This is a genomic window from Heliorestis acidaminivorans (assembly GCF_008933955.1).
GTDB classification, from domain to species: Bacteria; Bacillota; Desulfitobacteriia; order Heliobacteriales; family Heliobacteriaceae; genus Heliorestis; species Heliorestis acidaminivorans.
The window spans coordinates 55,988-74,734 of record NZ_WBXO01000012.1 but is presented as its reverse complement, the minus strand read 5'-3'; the positions used below and the strand labels follow the sequence as shown (position 1 = coordinate 74,734).

Genomic DNA, 18,747 nt, shown 5'->3' with positions numbered 1-18,747 from the left:
AACCGCTTTTTAAGTCATTAAGTCACGTGAAGTTGAATATTCTTAAGGTGGAAACTTTATCATGTTCACGCTTTAAGGCATCATAGAGATTTAGATCCATACTGTGACAAAGTGCTGTTAGATAAAATAGGGATTTGCCAATTTCTCTTTCGATGATATCACGGCAACTAGGGCACAATTCTCCGTCAAGATGATTACCTAGAAGGTTCTTAAGATCAGCTAGTGAAGCTTCTGGTGGTATCTCTTTCTTTTCCGCTTTGATCTGAATACATCCACAATCTGTTACGGCTTTTACCACAGCCCGGTTAACCCGGGCATTGGATTCCTGAGACTTGGATAAAATGTCCAGAACACTTTGATGACGTATCAAAAATTCTGCCACCGTATCCTGAAACTGTTGACAGGCCAAGTCTTTCATGCTCCAATGCTCCCGTCCTTTCCCAACCGGATGTTTGACCCTATTATATAGACGGGAAGCTAAGATTGTCAATCAGACGACAGGTCAAAATGACACTCTCGTTGGATTTTCTGGCTGGAGATTTTAACCACGGACACTATGAAGCCTTACCAGCTAAGGTTTTGAGAGCAAGAAAGGAGTGCAGGTTGTGTTTTCAATTGGTGATAAGGTAGTTTATCCCATGCACGGCGCTGGTGTTATCGAGGCGATTGAAGAGAGAGAAGTGTTAGGTGAAAGGCGGCGATACTATGTCATGCGCTTATCGATTGGTGATATGCGCATCATGATACCATTTGCTAACGTGGAAGACAGGGGTATTAGACAAGTTGTTGATGAAGAAGATTTTAAGAAAATCATAGCAATTTTACAAGAAAAAAAATCACCTATGTCCGGTAATTGGCATCGCCGCTATCGAGTTAATTTAGATAAAATGAAAAGCGGAGATATCTTTGCTGTAGCGGAAGTAGTTCGCAATCTAGTTCGCAGAGACCAAGAAAAAGGCTTGTCTACAGGAGAAAGAAAAATGCTAGACAATGCAAGACAGATTCTAATTAGTGAACTTGTTCTTGTACGTGACGATGGACCGGAGCAAGTAGAAGACTTGCTATCGAAATTACTAGCCTAGAAGAAAAAAGAACATATCATATTTTACCTGCCTTTGGCAAAAGTAGTAACCTCCTTGCAAGCACAAGGTCTTATAAAGTATAATAGTATAGGGAACACATACCGTTGCAAAGGAGGTGAGACAAGTATGAGAAATCTAATGCGCCTTTTGATCGCCCTCTTTACATTAGCTGCAGGTTCTTCTTTTGTTTATTATCTTATTTTTGAGCTCAATCTTTTTAATGATTATATGGGTTATTTGGCCAAGCATGCTTTGCTAGCTTTTTTAACGCTAGTGTTTGGACTTGCTGGATATCTGGTTGCTCCTAATGTTATGGAGCGTTTTATGGTCATGACAGCTTGGATGGAGCATAAGTTGCAACATACGCCCATTCAAGAGCTTATTGGTGGTGCCATTGGACTTATTGTTGGCTTAATTATTGCCAACCTTCTTGATGCTTCCGTATCTGGTCTTCCTTGGTTCGGAACCTATCTTTCTGTAGCTGTTTCTCTTGTCTTAGGCTATGTAGGAATGAGACTCGGTGTGAAAAAGAGAGAAGAAATTCAAGGTTACATTAACGTGATTCCCAAATTTGGTTCAGCTAAAGAGCGCTTTCAAGTTCAACAAAGAGAAGTAGCAAAATCTAATCCTTGTTACAAAGTTTTAGATACTAGTGTAATTATTGATGGTCGAGTAGCAGATATCTGCAAGAGTGGCTTTCTTGATGGTACACTAGTCATTCCTGCCTTTGTATTGGAAGAGTTACAACATATAGCCGATTCTTCCGATCTGCTAAAAAGAAACCGAGGTCGTCGAGGTCTTGATGTACTAAACAAGATTAGAAAAGAACTTGATGTAACTGTAGAAATTGATCAACGAGACTATGATGATCTTTCAGAAGTGGACTCTAAACTCGTTCGCCTTTGTCAAGAGCTAGGCGGTCAAATTATTACAAATGACTACAACCTTAATAAGGTTGCTGAATTGCAAGGTGTCAAAGTTCTTAATATTAACGAGCTGGCCAACGCACTTAAGCCTGTTGTTTTGCCTGGAGAAGAGATGACTGTGCAAGTTATCAAAGACGGTAAAGAGTCAGGACAGGGTGTTGCTTACCTTGATGACGGTACGATGATCGTTGTTGAGGGAGGACGCCGTTTTATGGGACAGACAATCAGTGTACTTGTTACATCTGTTTTACAAACTGCGGCAGGTAGAATGATTTTTGCTAAGCCAAAAGTAGGAGATGGACAAAAATCAACATCAGCGCAAACAACTGCACTAAGCGAGGTGAACGCGATTGTCTAAAGACGGCACAGCTATTGTTGTTGTTGCGGCAGGTCGAGGCAAACGCATGGGAAGTGACCGAAACAAGATTTTGCTTCACCTAGGTTCTAAACCTTTGATCTGGTGGACTTTGCGAGGCTTTGTCGAACATGATGAGAAGATTGACCATATTGTTCTAGTTGCCCACAGAGATGACAAAGATTATTTGCAAGGTTTAATCGAAGGAAGCGGATGGAGTGAACGGATTCTTCTTGTTGAGGGTGGCTCCGAGCGAATAGACTCTGTACAACGCGGTTTGGAAGCTCTAGATGGAAAGGGTTGTCAATGGGTGGCCGTGCACGATGGGGCACGGCCTCTTTTCTCAGCTCAATTATTGACTCGCTGTATCGAGAAGGCCAAAGAAAAAGGTTCAGCTGTAGCTGCTGTTCCAGTGAAAGATACGATCAAGGAAGTATCTTCTGATGGTATGGTTATTAACACGCCTGATAGAAGCAGTCTTTTTTCCATACAGACGCCACAAGTATTTAAATACCAAGAGTTAGTCAAGGCTTATCAGGTTTTAGAGAGCATGTCAAATAGTAGCCACCCTTTGCCAACTGATGATGCTATGGTCATGGAAATGACAGGACAGCAAGTTTTTCTAGCACCTGGTGATTACGAAAACATTAAGATTACAACGCCAGAAGATATGATTATGGCCGAAGCAATTCTCAATAAGCGCTCCTCGATTGTAAGCAGTGGCCCATCAATGTCAGCAACGAGAGTAGGTTTGGGTTACGACGTACATCGCCTTGTTGAAGAGAGAGAGCTAATACTCGGTGGTGTTCAAATCCCCTATGAGAAAGGGTTGCTTGGCCATTCTGATGCCGATGTTCTTTTGCATGCCATCAAAGACGCTATTTTAGGTGCGGCAGCTCTAGGCGACATAGGGCGGCACTTTCCGGACACTGATGGAAGATATAAAGGTATCTCTAGCTTAGTGCTTCTGCAAGAAGTGGCTAGGCTTATAGAGCAAGAACATTGGGATATAATGAATATCGATGCTACTATTGTGGCACAACGTCCCAAATTAGCACCCTACATACCTGAAATGGTAGCAAATATCAGCAGGGTTCTAAAAGTTGAATCTCGACAAATTAATATTAAAGCGACAACAACAGAAGGTCTGGGTTTTGCAGGTACTGGCGAAGGTATAGCTACTTATGCCACTGCTTTATTGCGGCAACGATAATGATTGAAGATTATATAATTAAATCGATATGTAACTAGTGAATTTCTAGCTTACAAAAGGAGTTTACAGAAAAAGATGACTGATACCGTTCGAGTTCGTTTTGCTCCTAGTCCTACAGGGCCTCTCCATATTGGAGGCGCCCGTTCTGCGCTTTTCAACTTTCTATTAGCTCATCGCTATGGTGGAAAATTCATTGTAAGGATTGAAGATACTGACCTAGAACGCTCTAGTAGAGAAAGCGAACACAATATACTAGAGTCGCTACGGTGGCTTGGCATTCAATGGGATGAGGGTGTTGATGTAGGTGGAAACTATGGTCCCTATCGTCAAACTGAGCGCTTAGAAAGCTACCAAAAAGGAACAGAAAAGCTATTAGCTCAGGGTGATGCCTATCGTTGCTATTGCTCTGAAGAAGAGATAGAAGCGGAAAGACAAGCTTTTCTGGCCAAAGGTGAATTACCTCGCTATAGTGGAAAATGTCGCTCTCTTACAGAGGCTCAAGAAGAGCAATATCAGCAAGAAGGGCGCAAAGCAGTTGTTCGTTTTCGCGTACCTGAACAAGGAGCGATTGTGGTAGACGATCTAGTGCGCGGTGAAATCTCCTTTGATTGCATCGGCATTGGTGACTTTGTTATTGTAAAATCAGACGGCATTCCCACCTACAATTATGCTGTTGTTGTTGATGATGCCCTGATGGAAATTACTCATGTTATTCGTGGTGAAGAACATCTCTCTAACACGCCTCGGCAATTGCTGATTTACAAAGCCTTACAATTGAAGGAACCTCGGTTCGCTCATGTTTCGCTCATCTTAGGCAAAGATCGCTCTAAGATGAGTAAGCGTCACGGCTCTACTTCTATTGTCAACTATCGTGAACAAGGATATTTACCAGAAGCGCTAGTGAACTTCTTAGTTTTGTTGGGATGGTCACCTGAAGGTGAAGAAGAGATTTTCTCTCTAGAAGCCTTGACTGAGCTGTTCTCTTTAGAAAGAGTTGCTAAGAACCCTGCTGTCTTTGACTTAGACAAACTGAATTGGCTTAATGGTCTCTATATCCGACAGACACCTATTGAAAGACTTGTAGAAATGGCCATACCTCACTTGCAAGAAGCAGGGTATGTCTCAAAAAGTATGGGTGAAGAAGAGCAAAACAAAGTACAGCTAATGATGCAAGCTCTTCAAGAAAAGCTGGCTTATGTAGGGCAAGTCAAAGAATACGGACCTCTTTTCTTTGATGAAAAAGTAACCTTAGAAGATGATACAGCAAAAGCGCATTTACTAGCAGAAGAAGTACCTCTTTTACTGCAGGCTTTTGTGAGCAAGCTTGATGACGATCGTATTAATGAACCAGCTTCCATAAAGAAAATACTTAAAGAGTTAGGTAAAGAGACGAAGCTTTCGGGCAAAGCCCTCTTTATGCCTTTGAGAGTAGCCATATCAGGTCAGCAACATGGCCCGGACTTGCCTTACTTAATAGCTGTCTTGGGCAAGGAAGGTTTGCTCAAGCGTCTTCGTCAAACGACAGAGCAAGCAGGTTTGGACTTGTCGTTTTAAGAAATAACCCTTTGACAGTCTGCGATAGAGCTACTTATAATACAGGTAAGTTCAAAAGACGAAGAACGGGAGGTTCCGGCAGTGCTCCCCAACCAGAGAAAGTCGCCGAGGCTGGAAGCGACTTGGGGTTAAGAATGCTGGACGTGCACCCGGGAGTCGCCAGGATCGAAAAAAGTAGATCCGGCCGGTAGGCCCCGTTACAGCCTGCAAGAGATAGCGTCATCACGCTAAGCAGAGTGGAACCGCGAAAGATCTTCGCCTCTGTACATTACAGAGGCGAAGATCTTTATTTTTTTTTGAAAGCATGCAATCACTAGAAGGAGGCGGACCGAGATGCTAGCGCGTATTCGCAAAGATATTAGAGTAATTTATGAGAGGGATCCAGCTGTTAAGTCTACTTGGGAAGTGATCCTTTGTTACCCAGGCTTTCATGCCCTTTTACTGCATCGATTAGCCCATAAACTCTACAAAAGCAATTGGGCTGTTACAGCACGCTTTTTATCACAGGTAAATCGATTTCTCACTGGAGTAGAGATTCATCCTGGTGCGAAGATTGGAGAAGGTGTTTTTATTGACCATGGTTCGGGTGTTGTAATTGGTGAAACAGCAGAAGTGGGCAACAACGTTACTCTTTACCAAGGGGTAACCCTCGGTGGGACAGGAAAAGAAAAAGGAAAGCGCCATCCTACAGTGGGAAACAATGTTGTCGTATCATCAGGATCAAAAGTACTAGGCTCTATTACGATTGGTGACAACGTTAAAATTGGTGCTGGTTCCGTTGTATTAAAGGATGTGCCGCCAAATTGCACTGTTGTAGGTGTGCCAGGGCGCATTGTTGTACAAGATGGAGTAAATGTTCGGGATGAATTGTTGGGAAAGATAGATTTAGAGCATCACAAACTGCCTGATCCGATGGCTGAAATGATCTTATGCTTGCAGCGCAAGATAACTCAACTAGAAGAGCGGATTGTGCAACTGGAGGGAAAAGAAAGTGAGTCTCAGAGTATACAACAGCCTACATCAAAAGAAGGAGGCGTTTGTTCCGCTTAATGCGGGCAAAGTGCGCATATATGCTTGTGGACCAACAACTTATGATTATATTCACCTAGGTAATGCTAGGCCTTTAGTAGTTTTTGATACGATAAGACGATACTTGGATTTTATTGGTTACGAAGTTACTTATGTACAGAACTTTACGGACATTGATGATAAGATTATCAAACGAGCCCAAGATCTCGGTGAAGATCCTTTAGAATTGGCCGCTCGTTTTATAGAAGAATACTACAAAGATGCCAGCGCTTTAAACGTTCGTAAAGCTACCATACATCCCAAGGTAAGTGATCACTTGCCCGAGATAACAGAGATGATAGAGAAGCTTATCCAAGGCGGTCAAGCTTATGAAGTAGATGGAGATGTTTACTTCCATATACCTGCTTTTCCCAACTACGGATGCTTGTCAGGTAGAACGCTTGAAGACTTGCAGGCAGGTGCAAGAGTTGAAGTTGATGAGCGTAAAAAGCATGCTATGGACTTTGCCCTTTGGAAAGCGGCTAAAGTGGGAGAGCCTGCTTGGGATAGCCCCTGGGGTAAAGGTAGGCCTGGTTGGCATATCGAATGTTCTGCCATGGCACTGAAATACTTAGGTGAACAATTTGATATTCATGGCGGTGGGCAAGACCTCATTTTCCCACATCATGAAAATGAAATCGCTCAATCTGAAGCAACTGTTGGCTCCGGTCCAATGGCCAAATATTGGATACACAACGGTTTTATCACAGTAAATGCCGAGAAAATGTCAAAGTCACTGGGGAACTTTTTTACTTTGCGTCAGATATTGCAGAAGTTTTCTGGTGATGTGATTCGCTTTTACCTTCTAGCAACTCATTACCGCAGTCCTATCGACTTTGATGACAGCAAGCTAGAAGGAGCTCGCAAAAGCTTAGAGCGATTGCGTACTAGTAGAGAACTGCTTAGAGAGAAATTAAGTCAAGAAGCAGTAGGTGGGCTAACAAAGGCTGGCCATCTTCACACAGAAGCTCTTGCTGAACAATTGCAAAAAACACGAATCATGTTTTTCGAAGCTATGAACGATGATTTCAATACTGCCTTAGCAATTTCTCAACTTTTTGACCTTGCTCGAGAAACAAATAGCTTAATGCATCAAGATACGAATGCTTACTGTCAAGAAACCAAAAAGCTTCTCCAACAAGTGGCAGATACTTTTGATGAATTTGCCCAGGTTCTTGGTTTGCAACTTAAGGCGGAAAAAGAACAAGGTGACTCTGCTTTGGTAGAAGGGCTCTTAGAGCTTATTTTTTCTATTCGTACAGAAGCGAGAAAAAAGAAAGATTGGGCTACGGCCGATCTAATTCGTGATGGGCTCAAAGATTTAGAAATAGTTCTTGAAGATACACCGCAAGGAACTAGATGGAAGAAAAAATGATGGAAAAGAATAGCCATAGAGAAAAAGCTTTAACAGAGATGCCCGCACCTCTCGCTTTGGCTTACTTAGGTGATGCTGTTTATGAGCTTCATGTAAGAAGATTCCTGATTCAAGCCGGTCTTGTAAAAGTACATCGTCTTCATCGCCTTGCCGTAGAGTTAGTAAAAGCTTCTGCACAAGTTCAAATTCTGCGCTGGTTAGAAGACAAACTAGAAGAAGATGAGCTAGAATGGGTGCGTAGAGGTAGGAATGCTGACTCCGGCAAGTGTCCTAAATCAACAGACGTAGTGACTTATCGCCTAGCTACAGGCTTTGAGTGCTTAATAGGATACTGGTCTTTGTGTAGGGCGGAGAGGATGGAGCTTTTAGAACCTTATCTACAGAATTGGCTAGCAGAGAAAAAGGGCAAATAAAGATTGAGTGGAGTTGAAAGGATAAGAAATGGAAGTCAGCCTGATTGCCTATACACCTGAACCGGAGAGGACCGTAGCAGCGGCGGCACGATTATGCTACTCTAGTCAAGATCCGCATAAGCTACTTGATGGAATGAATGAAGAAAAAGCAGTCGCATTAGTGAGCAAGTTAACTGCGATGGGACATTTTTCGCCTTTTGAGCATGTTAGCTTTACTTTTGCTATCAATGGCATCAGTCGAGCTACCAGCCATCAGCTCGTACGGCACAGAATTGCCAGTTACAGTCAACGCTCACAGCGCTACGTAGGAGAAGAAAACTTTGACTACGTCATTCCACCTAGTATTGCAAGAAATGAAGTTTTGAGAGATAAATACGAGACCTTAATGGCCGAAATTGCTCAAGTTTATGCCCAATTAGCTTCATCGGTGCCAGCGGAAGATGCTCGCTATGTGTTACCTAATGCTTGTGAAACAGCAATTGTCTGTACCTTTAATACGAGAAGTTTATATAACCTTTTGGCTCATCGACTTTGTTTAAGAGCTCAATGGGAAATTCGTAATGTAGCCGAAAAAATGTTAGAACAAGTTCGTGCAGTTGCGCCAACACTATTTGCAGAAGCTGGGGCATCATGTGAAACAACAGGAATTTGCCCCGAAGGTTCTTATAGCTGCGGACGAATTGAAAGTATAAAAAATAGAAATGGAGCGGAGTCATAATGAAAAAAGAAAAAGGCCGCTCAGATGTAAGGAAAAATGAAGTAAGAAGAGCAGAGGCTAAGAGACCAGGGCCAAGAAGAGCAGAAGCTGGTAAAACAGAATCAAATAGAACAGAGGAAGTAAGAGACGATCTTTTAGTAGGTCGTCATCCTGTCTTAGAAGCCTTAAAAGGGAAGCGATCAATCAATAAAATTATTGTAGCCAAAGGTTCAAAAGAAGGATCTATTCGGGAGATACTGGCAATTGCCAAGGAGCAATCTATTCCTACCATAGAGGTAGAAAGAAGTGCTCTAGACATACAAAGTGCTACCAAAAACCACCAAGGTGTTATAGCTTTCGTCTCTTCTGCTGCTTATGTTGATATTGCCGACATCTTAGAAATAGCTCGTGCTAAGGGAGAGTCTCCTTTCGTTTTGATTTTAGATGGCCTCGAAGATCCGCACAATGTAGGAGCACTTTTGCGTACAGCAGAATGCGCTGGCGTTCATGGTGTGATTCTTCCCAAGAGAAGAGGCGTAGGTGTTACAAGCACAGTAGCTAAAGCAGCGGCAGGAGCTACAGAACACCTTGCTATTGCGAGAGTAACTAATCTAGTTATGGCTGTTGAAGAATTAAAGAAAGCAGGCCTCTGGATTGTAGGAAGTGTTGTAGAAGGAGAAAAACCTTATTACGAACAAGACTTCTCTGGTTCTTTAGGGCTGATTGTGGGCAGTGAAGGGAAAGGCATATCGCGACTTTTACAAAGCAAATGCGACTTTCTTGTAACAATTCCTATGACCGGTAAAGTGCAATCCTTGAATGCATCAGTAGCAGGTGCACTACTTATGTTCGAGAGAATGCGAATCAAAGAAAAAAGTCAAAAAAATCAAAGCGAGCTTGCCCATGCAAGACATCCTGATCGTTGACGGCTACAATGTGCTCAACGCTTGGCCTGATCTGAAGGAGCTGAAGCAGCAAAGCTTTGAACATGCTAGAGAAAAGCTCATTGATCTACTTGCTGAATACGGCTCTTTACAGGGCTTAGAAGTTATTATTGTTTTTGATGCTCATCTGGTAAAAGGTGGCGTCGAGCGATTGGAGAAAGTGGTCGGTATCAAAGTTGTTTATACAAAAGAAGATGAAACAGCAGACCGTTACATTGAACGCCTATTAGGTAAGTATTCTTCTCGTCGAAATATTTGGGTAGCAACAGGAGATGCTGTGGAACAGTCGATGGCTCTTGGTCGTGGTGCTTGTCGTGTCACTGTTAGAGAGTTATACCATCAAGTAAAAAAGTCTTCTAAGGATCGAAAAAAACATTATCGACCACCAGTTGAAGAGAATCACCTTGATGGAAGGTTGAGTGATGAGATTCGAAGACAATTAGAGCGAATGAGGCGGGAAAAATGGTAAAAAACTAGATCACTAGGACTCTCTTCGTATTGCGAGCCTTGACTCTGAAAAAGACATTCAGGTATAATGAATATGTTCTGAGGACAACCCGCCTGAACCTGACAGGCGTTTTAGCTTTTTTGAGGCTTCACACGGATCGGGAAGATTACTCGGGAAACTCTTGTGTGGTGGGGGCGATAGGCGTGAGTGTGAATGCCCAGAAAGAATTTCTGGACGAACTTGAGCAACTTATGGACGAAGAAATAGTAGAGCGAGCAAAAGAGGGCGATGAAGAAGCTCTAGAGTATCTTATCAACAAGTATAAGAACTTCGTTAGGGCTAAGGCACGGTCTTATTTTTTGATCGGTGCTGATCGTGAAGATATTATTCAAGAAGGCATGATTGGTCTTTATAAAGCAATCCGTGACTTCCGAGGTGACAAGTTATCATCTTTCAGAGCTTTTGCTGAGCTTTGCATTACACGCCAGATCATAACAGCCATTAAAACGGCCACGCGTCAGAAACATATACCGCTTAACTCATACGTTTCTCTCAACAAGCCCATATATGATGAAGACTCGGACCGCACACTTCTTGATGTAATTTCGGGAACGAAGATAACAGACCCGGAAGAGCTTATCATCAGCAGAGAAGAGTTTGATGATATTGAAGAGAAAATGGGAGAAATTCTGAGTTCGTTAGAGTGGAAAGTATTAATGTCTTACTTAGAAGGCAAGTCCTATCAGGAGATTGCCGTTGATCTGAAGCGACATGTTAAGTCTATTGACAATGCATTGCAACGGGTGAAGAGGAAATTAGAGAAATACCTTGAAAACCGTGATGAAGAACGAGTTTCTACCGTAAACAGCTTGAAAGATAAAGGGAGTCGAGATGTAAGAGTCTTACCGAAAGACGCATCTATAGGCAGAGGTTAATAAGACTCAAGTGAAACTTTTATGACAACAGAAAACTGGATAAACTTACTTATGCAGGGGCAAGGCCATAATTATCTTCGCTTGCATAAGGAAACTTTACAAACCACCCGGGGACGTTGTTGACTTCCCGATTTGCTTATGCTAAAGTAATGAAGGTAATGGGCAAAATCGGACCACCCTGTAGGGTGGTTTTGTCAATGGAGCATGGGAGGTGTGGACGTGCGCGTAGGTGTAACCTTGGCCTGCACAGAGTGCAAGCGTCGAAATTATACGACAAACAAGAACAAAAAAAATGATCCAGACCGTTTAGAAATGAAGAAGTACTGCCGTTGGTGCAAGACTCAGACGGTCCACAAAGAGACCAAGTAGAGAGTCTTGTAGACATGATTGAGATTTTTCGGTCAGGGTCGCTTTAAGGAAGGGAATGCAAGTGGGCGAAGAAAAGAAAAAGGATAATGTCGTAAAATCCGCCCCGACCAAAGAAGCTGGCAAGAAATCTGAAGCCAAAGCGCCGTCCGCAGGCAAAGTTGGGCGAGCACAAGGTTTTGCTCGTGGTGTAGCAAGTGAATTGAAGAAAGTTCACTGGCCCACACGGCAGGAAGTCATCACCTACACAGGTGTTGTTGTGACTGCCGTTGCTATTGTTGGCTTCATGATTTTCCTTGTTGACGAAGCTATCGGTCGAATTTTACGACTGTTACTTGGGTAGCTATGGAAAAACAATGGTATGTAATTCACACTTACTCTGGATATGAGAATAAGGTTAAAGCGAACTTAGAGCGTCGAGTTGAGTCGATGAACATGGGTGACAAGATTTTTAGAATCATGGTACCTATGGAAGATGAAGTCGAAGTTAAGAATGGCAAAAGGAAAGTTTCCAAACGCAAGGTCTTTCCGGGATACGTTCTTGTTGAGATGCTAATGACTGATGACTCTTGGTATGTCGTTCGCAACACTCCGGGTGTAACTGGTTTTGTAGGCACTGGTGCCAAACCAGTTCCTTTGCAACCAGGAGAAGTAGCCTATATCCTCAAGACAATGGGCATAGATGAAGCCCGTACCAAACATGATTTTGAGCTAAAGCAGAACGTGCGAGTTACTTCCGGACCTTTTGAAAACTTTATTGGTATCATTGAAGAAATTCAGCCTGAAAAAGGAAAACTGAAAGTCATGGTATCGATGTTTGGTCGAGAGACACCGGTGGAACTTGACTTTTCCCAAGTAGAGAAAATGTCATAAGTACTATTTCTCTCTCTTTTGGGGAATTGCAATGCTCTAACTGTTTGCATTACACACTATAGCAAGGAGGTGGCATACACCGTGGCAAAGAAAGTCGTTGCTGTAGTCAAACTGCAATGTCCTGCAGGCAAAGCAAACCCAGCACCTCCAGTTGGTCCCGCATTGGGTCAACATGGTGTCAACATTATGGCTTTCTGCAAGCAGTACAACGAAGCGACTGCGGCTCAAGCAGGCTTAGTTATTCCTGTTGAGATTTCTATTTATGAAGACCGTTCCTTTACGTTTATCACTAAGACTCCTCCAGCAGCAGTTCTACTGAAAAAAGCAGCAGGAATCGAAACAGCTTCAGGCACTCCTAACACCAAAAAAGTGGGTAAAGTTACTCGCGAAAAGGTTCAAGAGATTGCAGAGCTCAAAATGAAGGACTTAAATGCGGCAAGCGTAGACGCAGCTGTGCGCATGATTGAAGGTACTGCGCGTAGCATGGGTATCGAAGTTATTGAAGCTTAAGTCTGAAGAATGAAGTGGGAGGAAGCAAGGCTTCCGCGAATACCACGAGGAGGATAAATATGCCTAAGCATGGTAAAAAGTATCAAGATAGCGCAAAGCTTATTAACCGCGACGAGCCCGTAGAAGTAACAGATGCTGTGGAATTGGTCAAGAAAATGGCCACAGCCAAATTCGATGAAACGGTCGAAGTGGCGTTCAGACTGGGTGTTGATCCCCGTCACGCTGATCAAATGATTCGTGGTGCTGTTGTTTTACCACACGGTATTGGTAAAACGCAACGTGTTATTGTTTTTGCCAAAGGCGACAAAGTCAAAGAAGCAGAAGCAGCTGGTGCCGATTACGTAGGTGCCGATGATCTAGTTCAGAAAATTCAAGGTGGCTGGTTCGACTTTGATGTCGCAGTAGCAACACCTGACATGATGGGTACTGTTGGTAAACTTGGTCGAGTTCTTGGTCCTAAAGGACTTATGCCTAACCCCAAAACAGGTACAGTTACTTTTGATGTAGCTAGAGCTGTTCAAGAAGTAAAAGCCGGTAAGATTGAGTACCGTGTAGATAAGACAGGTATTATCCACGCACCAATTGGCAAGGCTTCCTTTGAATCCGAAAAATTAGCAGAGAACTACCAGACTCTTTTAGATGCTTTGTTAAAGGCTAAGCCAACTACGGCTAAAGGCCAATATCTCAGAAGCATTACTCTTTCCTCTACCATGAGTCCGGGGGTTCCAGTTAATCCCTTGAAACCTCATGTTGTACAGGTTCAATAATAGATTAGTCGTTGACAAAAGGTTGCGACTATACTATCATATAGATTGTCTGAATTTTTAACATTGATAAACACCGCTGTAGACAGCAGGTGCCGCGATTATTGATTGCGGCTTAAGGCTTCAGCGCCTGCCGAGGTGGATGAATGGAGATAGATTAGAAAGAGCATTGCGTTCTTTATTTCCATGCGTCTGCTTTGAGCTGAGAAAGCCTCTGCTGTGTCTAACAGTAGAGGCTTTTCCTTTTAGAGAAGGGGGTGAAAACCCGATGCAAAAAAGTATCGAACAAAAAAGTCTAGTTGTAGCTGAAATCAAGTCGAAGCTTGAGCGATCCAAGGCTTGCGTTCTTACTGAATTCAGAGGCATGACTGTGCAAGATGCTACGGAGCTTCGTAACAAATTTAGAGAAGCTGGCGTTGAGTTCAAAGTATGTAAGAATACTTTAACTAGAATTGCGGCTAACGAAATAGGTATTGATGGTCTAGACCCATACCTAGAAGGGCCTACAGCTATCGCTTTTGGCTATGATGATCCAGTTGCGCCTGCGAAAATTATCTCCGATTTCATTAAGGAGAAGAAGACTAAAGCAGTCTCTGTTAAAGTAGGCATTGTTGATGGACAAGTAATTGATGCTAATGGCGTGAAGGCTCTGGCTGATTTGCCGCCGAAAGAAGTGCTATTGGCTCAAGTTCTTGCAGGAATGCAAGGTCCTCTCGTTGGAATGGCCAACGTTCTACAAGGACCTATTCGCAAGCTTGGTTATGCTCTGGAAGATCTGCGTAAGCAGAAAGAAAGTGCTTAATCAAAAATACTTAAAAAAAACAAATTATAAATTGATGGGGGATCACTCGAATGAGCAAGATTGCTGAAATTATTGAAGCGGTCAAAGGTCTGACCGTACTTGAACTATCTGAATTAGTTAAAGCTTTTGAAGAAGAGTTTGGCGTAAGTGCTGCTGCTCCTGTTGCTATGGCTGCTATGCCTGCTGCTGGTGGCGCTGCTCCTGCTGCTGAAGAAAAAACTGAGTTTGACGTTGTTCTAACTGGTGCTGGCGACAAAAAAGTTAACGTCATCAAAGTTGTTCGTGAGATCACTGGTCTTGGCTTGAAAGAAGCTAAAGAATTAGTTGACAATGCACCTAAAGCTATTAAGGAAAAAGTGAGCAAAGAAGAAGCTGAAGCTATCAAAACTAAGCTTGCTGACGCTGGTGCATCTGTAGAAGTTAAGTAAGTTTTATAACTGTCACCTATTATAATAAGAAAAAACAGGGTTTTGGACATTCCTACCCTGTTTTTTCTTATTTTTTCTATGGAAAGCTTTCAAACTGTTGACAATGGAGAAATACTATGGTAGCATTACATATTGCGATTGTTCTCATTTTTACTGTAATAATGAGAGCGTTATACGAGCAAAGGTCCTGGTATAAAATGAGTGAATTGGGGGAAATATACCCAAAAAGAAAAGGTGAACCAAAGGGTATATATTTTAGGACTCACCGGGGAGGGAGCCTTTTGCCGTTACGTTTTAGATGAAGAAACCCAGTGTAGTAGGGGGGTAGATTAGCTAGGCTTAACCCTCTCATTGGTGTTTCTTTTGTTTTTGTTCATCACAAAATAAGAGGTGAAGACGGATGGTATATCCTGTGCAATGTGGGTCACGGCAACGCTGGAGTTTTGCCCGCATCCAGGAAGTTATGGACATGCCCAACCTGATAGAGATCCAGCAGAACTCCTATCGGTGGTTTCTTGAAGAAGGTTTACGAGAGATGTTTCATGATATCTCTCCGATTCAGGACTTTACTGGGAACTTAATCTTGGAGTTTATCGACTATACCCTGGGGGAACCCAAATATAACGTGGAAGATTGCAAAGAACGCGATGTCACTTATGCAGCTCCTCTGCGTGTTAAGGTTCGTTTAATCAACAAAGAAACGGGCGAAGTAAAAGAGCAAGAAGTCTTCATGGGAGACTTCCCCTTAATGACAGAAAAAGGCACCTTTATTATAAATGGTGCTGAAAGGGTAATTGTTAGTCAGTTAGTACGTTCCCCTGGTGTCTATTTTAATGAGCAAATTGATCCGCCTAGTGGTAAAAAAATCTACGGCGTTACAATTATTCCTAATCGCGGAGCTTGGTTAGAATTTGAGACAGACGCGAATGACAACATATTTGTACGTATTGACAGAACAAGAAAACTACCAGCAACTGTACTCATTCGTGCACTAGGATACTCTAACAATGCGCAAGTAATTGAGCTCTTTGAGAGCGATGAACGTATTGCCGTTACTTTAGAGCGAGATAACACAGAGAGTACAGAAGAAGCACTCGTTGAGATATATAAACGCCTTAGACCAGGCGAACCACCTACAGTTGATAGCGCTCGCAGTCTTATGGAAACTCTTTTCTTTGATGCAAAGCGTTATGACCTTGCCAAAGTAGGTCGCTATAAAGTTAATAAAAGATTAGGTCTTGAAATAGAAAAAGAAATCAGGCATCTAACCAAAGATGATATTATTGCTACTGTTAAGCAACTTCTCAAATTGATGCAAGAAGAAGGTCATGCAGACGATATCGATCACCTTGGCAATCGTCGTTTGCGCTCTGTAGGGGAACTTTTGCAGAACCAGTTCCGCATTGGATTATCTCGTATGGAGAGAGTTGTCCGGGAACGGATGACTATTCAAGACGTAGAAGTCATTACACCACAAGTATTAATCAATATTAGACCTGTAGTAGCGGCTATTAAAGAGTTTTTTGGTTCTTCACAGCTCTCGCAGTTTATGGATCAAACGAACCCGCTAGCGGAGTTAACTCATAAACGGCGTCTTTCAGCACTAGGTCCTGGTGGTCTCTCTAGAGAGAGAGCAGGCTTTGAAGTACGGGACGTTCACCACTCTCACTATGGAAGAATGTGCCCGATTGAAACGCCAGAAGGTCCGAACATTGGCTTAATTGGTTCTTTATCAACTTACGCTCGGATTAATGAATTTGGTTTCATTGAGACGCCTTATCGAAAAGTAGATAAAGAAAAAGGTGCTGTCACCGAACAAATCGACTACCTAACAGCTGATGAAGAAGATAAATATATCGTAGCCCAGGCGAACGCACCTCTAGATGAAGAAGGACGCTTTACGGAAAGTAAAGTAAACGCTCGCCACGGTCATGAGATTCTCGTTGTGCCTGTAGAACATGTCGACTACATGGATGTTTCACCAAAACAAGTTGTCTCTATCGCTACAGCCCTTATTCCCTTCTTAGAGCACGATGATGCCAACCGAGCTCTTATGGGAGCGAACATGCAACGGCAGGCTGTACCGTTGCTTAGAACGGATGCACCTTATGTAGGTACTGGTATGGAGTACAAAGCCGCTCATGACTCTGGTGTGGTAATCATTGCCAAGAATAGCGGTATTGTGGAGCGTGTTACTGCCGACGAGATTATTATTCGTAGTGATGAAGGCACAACAGAGCATCACAAACTGCTAAAGTTTCTTCGCTCTAACCAGGGCACCTGTATCAACCAAAAGCCTATCTGTCGAGAGGGACAGCGTGTTAAAGCAGGAGAAATTATTGCAGATGGTCCTTCCACTGATCAAGGCGAGCTCGCTTTAGGACGAAATATCCTTGTCGCTTTTATGACCTGGGAAGGTTATAACTACGAGGATGCTATTCTGGTCAATGAGAAACTGGTGAAAGAAGACTACTTCACGTCCATTCATATTGAAGAATATGAATGTGATTCTCGTGATACTAAGCTAGGGCCTGAAGAAATTACTCGAGACATTCCTAATGTAGGTGACGAAGTACTCAAAGATCTAGATGATCGGGGAATCATTCGAGTAGGTGCAGAAGTAAGACCTGGCGATATACTTGTTGGGAAAGTAACACCGAAAGGTGAAACAGAGCTAACAGCAGAGGAACGACTTTTACGAGCAATTTTCGGAGAGAAAGCTAGAGAAGTTAGAGATACATCTTTGCGAGTTCCTCATGGTGAAGCAGGCAAGATTGTTGATGTCAAAGTCTTTTCACGGGAAAACGGAGATGAATTACCACCAGGTGTAAACCAACTTGTTAGAGTCTATATTGCGCAGAAACGTAAAATCTCTGAAGGCGACAAAATGGCTGGACGCCATGGTAACAAAGGTGTTATTTCACGTATTATGGCTGAAGAAGACATGCCATATTTGCCCGATGGGACCCCTGTAGAGATTGTCTTGAACCCTCTTGGTGTCCCTTCTCGTATGAACATCGGTCAGGTACTAGAATGTCACCTTGGCTTAGCTTCTAAGTATATGGATCCGGGATATTTGATGGAACAAGAAGAGCCAACAGGAGGCAGAGGCATTCACGTAGCTACCCCTGTTTTTGATGGAGCTACGGAAAACGATATCTTTGACTTCTTGAAAAAAGCAGGCATCCCTGAGTTTGGCAAAATGGCTATGTCAGACAAACGTACAGAGCCGTTGCGCCAAACTATAAACTACAAAGGGGAAGACAACGAAGCAGAAAATCCCCATATTATTGCAGGCGTGCCGCTGGGCAAAACAATACTCTACGATGGACGCTCAGGTGAGCCCTTCGACAACCCCATTACCGTTGGTTACATGTATGTTCTAAAACTAGCCCACCTTGTTGACGACAAGATTCATGCACGCTCAACAGGACCATACTCACTTGTTACACAACAGCCTCTCGGAGGTAAAGCGCAGTTTGGTGGTCAGCGCTTTGGAGAGATGGAAGTTTGGGCTTTAGAAGCATATGGTGCCGCTTATACACTACAAGAGATATTGACCGTAAAATCAGATGACGTTGTAGGACGTGTGAAAACCTACGAAGCTATTGTAAAAGGTGAGAATATTCCTGAACCTGGCGTTCCGGAGTCCTTCAAAGTTCTTATTAAGGAATTACAGAGTCTTGGTCTTGATGTCAAAATTCTCTCTGAAGATGAACAAGAAATAGAAATCAAAGAAGCTGATGAAGATGTGGCAGAAACAGCTAAAGAGCTAGGCATTGACATTCAAGGAGAAGAGAAACGCAAAGGACCTGTCAAAACAGAAAGCCAAGAAGCAGAATTAGAAGAAGACTTAGAAGAATCTGATGATTCGGCGGCTATGCTAGAAGAAGCTGTCGATGAACTAGATGACTAATAACACCATAAGATAATGTTTTTTGATAGCAAATCTAAAGGGGTGCCTGTCGAAAGGTACCCCTAGTGACGACCCGGA

General features: G+C 42.9%; 20 protein-coding genes and 1 other annotated feature. Of the genes, 19 read left to right on the top strand and 1 reads right to left on the bottom strand.

From position 1 onward, the window contains the following. Positions 1-22 precede the first annotated feature (22 nt). Positions 23-418: a nucleoside triphosphate pyrophosphohydrolase family protein gene (locus tag F9B85_RS12745; RefSeq protein ID WP_151621548.1), complete on the bottom strand. Its 396-nt coding sequence runs from the start codon at positions 416-418 to the stop codon at positions 23-25. Between the two features lie 187 nt (positions 419-605). Here F9B85_RS12745 and F9B85_RS12740 point away from each other — a divergent pair, with 187 nt between their 5' ends. The 19 genes from F9B85_RS12740 to rpoB all read left to right on the top strand — a co-directional run bounded on the left by F9B85_RS12740 (position 606) and on the right by rpoB (position 18,669). Further along, positions 606-1,082, top strand: coding sequence for a CarD family transcriptional regulator (locus F9B85_RS12740; protein ID WP_151621546.1), 477 nt, complete (start codon positions 606-608; stop codon positions 1,080-1,082). Positions 1,083-1,208: 126 nt separating this feature from the next. Beyond that, a complete protein-coding gene (locus tag F9B85_RS12735) occupies positions 1,209-2,366 on the top strand; it encodes a PIN/TRAM domain-containing protein (protein WP_151621544.1) in 1,158 nt (385 codons plus the stop codon). After that, positions 2,359-3,576 (top strand): 2-C-methyl-D-erythritol 4-phosphate cytidylyltransferase, encoded by a 1,218-nt coding sequence (gene ispD, locus F9B85_RS12730; RefSeq protein WP_243138212.1) that lies wholly within the window; start codon positions 2,359-2,361, stop codon positions 3,574-3,576. The genes F9B85_RS12735 and ispD overlap by 8 nt, the downstream gene beginning before the upstream one ends. A 75-nt stretch (positions 3,577-3,651) precedes the next feature. After that, entirely contained in the window at positions 3,652-5,130 is a 1,479-nt protein-coding gene (gene gltX / locus F9B85_RS12725) for a glutamate--tRNA ligase (RefSeq protein ID WP_151621542.1), read from the top strand. Between the two features lie 333 nt (positions 5,131-5,463). Beyond that, positions 5,464-6,180, top strand: a complete 717-nt coding sequence (gene cysE, locus F9B85_RS12720) for a serine O-acetyltransferase (RefSeq protein WP_151621541.1) — start codon at positions 5,464-5,466, stop codon at positions 6,178-6,180. Then, on the top strand, positions 6,122-7,573 hold the full coding sequence (gene cysS / locus F9B85_RS12715; protein ID WP_151621539.1) for a cysteine--tRNA ligase: 1,452 nt from the start codon (positions 6,122-6,124) through the stop codon (positions 7,571-7,573). The genes cysE and cysS overlap by 59 nt, the downstream gene beginning before the upstream one ends. Next, positions 7,570-7,986, top strand: coding sequence for a Mini-ribonuclease 3 (locus F9B85_RS12710; protein WP_151621537.1), 417 nt, complete (start codon positions 7,570-7,572; stop codon positions 7,984-7,986). Before cysS ends, F9B85_RS12710 begins: the two co-directional genes overlap by 4 nt. Before the next feature lie 28 nt (positions 7,987-8,014). Beyond that, positions 8,015-8,704: an FAD-dependent thymidylate synthase gene (thyX, locus tag F9B85_RS12705; protein WP_151621535.1), complete on the top strand. Its 690-nt coding sequence runs from the start codon at positions 8,015-8,017 to the stop codon at positions 8,702-8,704. After that, complete coding sequence (gene rlmB, locus F9B85_RS12700; protein ID WP_151621533.1) at positions 8,704-9,609, top strand: 23S rRNA (guanosine(2251)-2'-O)-methyltransferase RlmB; 906 nt, start codon at positions 8,704-8,706, stop codon at positions 9,607-9,609. Before thyX ends, rlmB begins: the two co-directional genes overlap by 1 nt. Next, a complete protein-coding gene (locus tag F9B85_RS12695) occupies positions 9,587-10,096 on the top strand; it encodes an NYN domain-containing protein (protein WP_151621531.1) in 510 nt (169 codons plus the stop codon). The genes rlmB and F9B85_RS12695 overlap by 23 nt, the downstream gene beginning before the upstream one ends. Positions 10,097-10,278: 182 nt before the next feature. Then, positions 10,279-11,010: an RNA polymerase sporulation sigma factor SigH gene (gene sigH, locus F9B85_RS12690; RefSeq protein WP_243138211.1), complete on the top strand. Its 732-nt coding sequence runs from the start codon at positions 10,279-10,281 to the stop codon at positions 11,008-11,010. A 219-nt stretch (positions 11,011-11,229) separates the two neighbouring features. After that, the gene (gene rpmG / locus F9B85_RS12685) at positions 11,230-11,379 is read left to right on the top strand and encodes a 50S ribosomal protein L33 (protein WP_151621529.1); all 150 of its coding nucleotides are present in this window, start codon (positions 11,230-11,232) and stop codon (positions 11,377-11,379) included. Between the two features lie 61 nt (positions 11,380-11,440). Further along, on the top strand, positions 11,441-11,719 hold the full coding sequence (secE, locus tag F9B85_RS12680) for a preprotein translocase subunit SecE (RefSeq protein WP_243138209.1): 279 nt from the start codon (positions 11,441-11,443) through the stop codon (positions 11,717-11,719). A 2-nt stretch (positions 11,720-11,721) separates the two neighbouring features. Further along, positions 11,722-12,249 (top strand): transcription termination/antitermination protein NusG, encoded by a 528-nt coding sequence (gene nusG, locus F9B85_RS12675; protein WP_151621525.1) that lies wholly within the window; start codon positions 11,722-11,724, stop codon positions 12,247-12,249. 81 nt (positions 12,250-12,330) lie between these two features. Beyond that, positions 12,331-12,759 carry a 50S ribosomal protein L11 gene (gene rplK, locus F9B85_RS12670; RefSeq protein ID WP_151621523.1) on the top strand — a complete coding sequence of 143 codons (429 nt, stop codon included), beginning with the start codon at positions 12,331-12,333 and terminating at the stop codon, positions 12,757-12,759. A gap of 59 nt (positions 12,760-12,818) precedes the next feature. Continuing rightward, positions 12,819-13,526, top strand: a complete 708-nt coding sequence (gene rplA, locus F9B85_RS12665; protein ID WP_151621521.1) for a 50S ribosomal protein L1 — start codon at positions 12,819-12,821, stop codon at positions 13,524-13,526. Between the two features lie 58 nt (positions 13,527-13,584). Continuing rightward, positions 13,585-13,775: a sequence feature (ribosomal protein L10 leader region), on the top strand. A 16-nt stretch (positions 13,776-13,791) separates the two neighbouring features. Then, the gene (gene rplJ, locus F9B85_RS12660) at positions 13,792-14,325 is read left to right on the top strand and encodes a 50S ribosomal protein L10 (protein WP_151621519.1); all 534 of its coding nucleotides are present in this window, start codon (positions 13,792-13,794) and stop codon (positions 14,323-14,325) included. A gap of 50 nt (positions 14,326-14,375) precedes the next feature. Next, positions 14,376-14,753 (top strand): 50S ribosomal protein L7/L12, encoded by a 378-nt coding sequence (gene rplL, locus F9B85_RS12655; protein ID WP_151621517.1) that lies wholly within the window; start codon positions 14,376-14,378, stop codon positions 14,751-14,753. Between the two features lie 400 nt (positions 14,754-15,153). Then, positions 15,154-18,669 (top strand): DNA-directed RNA polymerase subunit beta, encoded by a 3,516-nt coding sequence (rpoB, locus tag F9B85_RS12650; protein ID WP_151621515.1) that lies wholly within the window; start codon positions 15,154-15,156, stop codon positions 18,667-18,669. Positions 18,670-18,747: the final 78 nt, after the last annotated feature.

Coding starts and splice junctions, on each gene's coding strand:
- F9B85_RS12745 (WP_151621548.1), bottom strand. CDS start 418: ATGAAAGACTTGGCCTGTCAACAGTTTCAGGATACGGTGGCAGAATTT.
- F9B85_RS12735 (WP_151621544.1), top strand. CDS start 1,209: ATGAGAAATCTAATGCGCCTTTTGATCGCCCTCTTTACATTAGCTGCA.
- gltX (WP_151621542.1), top strand. CDS start 3,652: ATGACTGATACCGTTCGAGTTCGTTTTGCTCCTAGTCCTACAGGGCCT.
- cysE (WP_151621541.1), top strand. CDS start 5,464: ATGCTAGCGCGTATTCGCAAAGATATTAGAGTAATTTATGAGAGGGAT.
- F9B85_RS12710 (WP_151621537.1), top strand. CDS start 7,570: ATGATGGAAAAGAATAGCCATAGAGAAAAAGCTTTAACAGAGATGCCC.
- thyX (WP_151621535.1), top strand. CDS start 8,015: ATGGAAGTCAGCCTGATTGCCTATACACCTGAACCGGAGAGGACCGTA.
- rlmB (WP_151621533.1), top strand. CDS start 8,704: ATGAAAAAAGAAAAAGGCCGCTCAGATGTAAGGAAAAATGAAGTAAGA.
- F9B85_RS12695 (WP_151621531.1), top strand. CDS start 9,587: ATGCAAGACATCCTGATCGTTGACGGCTACAATGTGCTCAACGCTTGG.
- nusG (WP_151621525.1), top strand. CDS start 11,722: ATGGAAAAACAATGGTATGTAATTCACACTTACTCTGGATATGAGAAT.
- rplA (WP_151621521.1), top strand. CDS start 12,819: ATGCCTAAGCATGGTAAAAAGTATCAAGATAGCGCAAAGCTTATTAAC.
- rplJ (WP_151621519.1), top strand. CDS start 13,792: ATGCAAAAAAGTATCGAACAAAAAAGTCTAGTTGTAGCTGAAATCAAG.
- rplL (WP_151621517.1), top strand. CDS start 14,376: ATGAGCAAGATTGCTGAAATTATTGAAGCGGTCAAAGGTCTGACCGTA.
- rpoB (WP_151621515.1), top strand. CDS start 15,154: ATGGTATATCCTGTGCAATGTGGGTCACGGCAACGCTGGAGTTTTGCC.